The sequence below is a fragment of the Xenorhabdus sp. SGI246 genome (assembly GCF_040838225.1).
Lineage (GTDB): Bacteria > Pseudomonadota > Gammaproteobacteria > Enterobacterales > Enterobacteriaceae > Xenorhabdus > Xenorhabdus indica.
The window spans coordinates 1-2799 of record NZ_JBFPEZ010000110.1; the positions used below are offsets into that span (position 1 = coordinate 1).

1 protein-coding gene is annotated in these 2799 nt (G+C 26.4%); it reads left to right on the plus strand.

Translation table 11 applies throughout. The features are described 5' to 3' along the window. Positions 1-11: 11 nt before the first annotated feature. A partial coding sequence (locus tag ABLA85_RS17920) for an amino acid adenylation domain-containing protein (RefSeq protein WP_367965690.1) occupies positions 12-2799 on the plus strand: 2788 nt, incomplete at its 3' end.

Here is a 2799-nt window from a genome sequence, read left to right on the forward strand (position 1 = left end):
AGCAGGAACGATTGTGGTTTATTGATCAATTTGAGAATGGTATTTCAGCATATAACATTCAAAGTAATATAAAAATTTGTGGTAATCTAAACGTATTAGCTTTAAAAAAAGCTATTAATTTTTTAGTTAATCGACATGATTCCTTAAGAACAAACTTTATTTATGATGATGAGGGTGTTAGGCAATCGATTAAAAATTCAATAAATGTTGAGCTCTCAATTTTTGACTTTTCATGCTTTGATGATATTAAAAAAAATGATGAAATGAAACGAGTTATAATGGAGGGGGCAGATAAAAAGTTTAATTTATCGTGTGATACTCTGTGTAGAGTAAGCTTAATTAAAACTAGAGTTAACGAGTATGTTTTTAGTATAACACTTCACCATATAATTACTGATGGTTGGTCTAGTAATATTATCATTAGGGAGCTATCTGAATTATATAATTCTTTTTCTAATGGGTGTAATAACAAATTAAAAGCATTAAAATATAATTATAGAGATTATACTTTAAGTCATAGAAAGTGGTTGATTGAGAATGTAATAGATAAAAGAATAAAATTCTGGGATGAGTATTTGAAAAACCATAATAAACTAATATCTCTTCCAATAGATAAAGAAAGACCAAAAAAACAGACATATTCTGGAGGTAGGGTATATTTCGAATTACCTAATTCACTAGTAAAAAGTTTAAATTTAATATGTAAAGAAGAAAATGTTACACCTTTTATTTTAATGTTATCTTCTATTAAATTGCTACTTGCAAAATATACAAATGACGATGATATTTGTATAGGAACTGCTGTTTCTAATAGAAATAACATGGATATTGAAAATTTAGTGGGATTATTCATGAATATTCTTGTTATAAGAACAAGAATAGATAAAAATGATAGTTTTATAAAGTTTTTAGAAAAAACAAAAAATAATATTTTAGAGGTTTTTAAATATCAAGAAGTTCCTTTTGAGTGTGTTGTAAATAGATTGGTAAATGAACGTCATTTAAATCACTCACCATTATTTCAAGTTATGTTTCTTCTGCATGATGTGACTAACAATAATATTTATTTCAAAGATCTTGTTACGCAAGAAATAAAAATTGAAAATAAAACATCTAAGTATGATTTATCTATTGAATTATTCAAAAATAATGATGGGTTGAATGGTTTTTTTGAATATAACTCCGATATTTTTCATGTTAACAAAATACAAAGAATAGTAAAGAATTTCATTCACTTGTTAAATGAAATTGCAAACAATATTCATCTTAATATTTTTGAGTATAACGCTATTGATCTCAATGAGCGTTATGAATTATTAACGAAAACAAATGGTAAAAAAAACAGTGATTACTCAAGCAAAAAAATAATAGATTTAATTGAACGACAGGCAAATATAAAGCCAGATTCTATAGCGATTAAATTTAATAATGAAGAGATAACTTACAGGCAATTAAGTCATAGTTCAAATAGATTGGCAAAATATTTAATATCAAGTGATAGTCTAACAAATAACAAATTAATTGGTGTTTGTTTAGATAAATCTATTAATTTGATTATTTCTATAATTGGAATATGGAAAGCCGGTGGTGCTTATTTACCATTGGATGGCAACTATCCAATAGATAGGCTTAGATACTTTATCAATGATTCTTCTTTAAGAATGATTTTATCTGATAATAATAACATCAATAAATTTGATTTTATTAAAGAATTAAGTGTATGTGTAGATAGTCTAGAATTCCAATCTATTTTAAATAGCTTCTCAGAAGAATGTGTCGATATCAACAAAGATTATTATCCCCAAGATGAATTAGCATATGTAATATATACATCAGGATCAACAGGAAACCCTAAAGGAGTTAAATGCTCTCATAAATCTCTTATGAATTTCATTTTATCAATTAATTCAGAATTTAATTTAAATAATGAAGAAGTTTTATTAAGTGTTACTCCTTTTTCATTTGACATTTCTATATTAGAATTCTTTTTGCCATTATCTTTTGGTCATCAATTGATTCTCATGCCTCATGAAAAAACAAGTTCTGGATATGAAATAAAAGAGACTATAGAAGTTAATAATGTGACTATTATGCAAGCGACACCAGTAACTTGGAATATGCTAGCCAATGGTTACTGGCCAAACATAAACCATAAACTGAAAGTATTGTGTGGTGGTGAAGCATTGTCAATAAATTTGGCAAATAAAATCCTGAAAAATAATGTTGAATTTTGGAATTTATATGGCCCTACTGAAACGACAATTTGGGCATCAACGTATAAATTGCATAATTTTTGTGATAGAAAAATTCCTATCGGAAAACCCATAAATAACATTAATGCATACATTTTAGATGAATCATTAAACCTACTTCCTTTAGGAGTGGAAGGTGATCTCTATCTTTCTGGTGTTGCTCTTTCATTAGGTTATTTAAATAAGGAAGAATTAACTTCAGAATATTTCATTAATAATCCTTATTGTACTAATAATGATTCTAAGGATTTTAAATTTATCTATAAAACAGGAGATCGTGCATGTTGGACTTTAGATCATAATTTAGAATTCTGTGGAAGAAATGATAATCAGGTAAAAATTAGAGGATTCAGAATTGAACTTGGTGAAATAGAAAAAGCTATTTTGGATTTGAATTTTTTTAAAAATATCGTTGTTTCACCTTGTGATAGTATTGATGGTAACAAAACATTGGTTGCTTACTATATTATAAATCGTGAAATTGATTTTGATTTGATAAAAATAAAAGAAAGATTATCAAATGTATTGCCTTCATATATGGTACCAA